Raw genomic sequence first — 351 nt, 5'->3', positions numbered from 1 at the left:
GGTACACAAACTTTAACAAACCTAAAAACAGCACAGCTTGAATTACAAGCCGTGCTAGATAAGATTGAGCCAAATAAATTTGATGTGGTATTACCACAACAAACCATTACGGATGGCAATATTATATTTGAACTGGTCTCGAAATCAGTCGCAGAAAGCCAAGTTTTTTATAAGGCGAGCAAGGGTTATAGTGAAGAAAATATCGCTCGCAGCCTGCCATCTTTGAAACAAGGAAAAGTGTATGAAGATGGTCGTCAGTGGTTCGATTTGCGTGAATTTAATATGGCAAAAGAAAACCCGCTTAAGGTTACCCGTGTACATTACGAACTAAACCCTAAAAACAAAACCTCT

Annotated in this window: 1 pseudogene; it reads left to right on the top strand. The window is 38.5% G+C overall.

Going from position 1 to position 351, the window contains the following annotated elements:
* Nucleotides 1-351: pseudogene (locus HMPREF2644_RS06525) on the top strand (ShlB/FhaC/HecB family hemolysin secretion/activation protein); the annotation flags it as partial.

The organism is Haemophilus sp. HMSC071C11 (genome assembly GCF_001837655.1).
GTDB lineage: Bacteria > Pseudomonadota > Gammaproteobacteria > Enterobacterales > Pasteurellaceae > Haemophilus > Haemophilus influenzae.
This window is presented reverse-complemented; position numbering and strand designations above follow the sequence as displayed.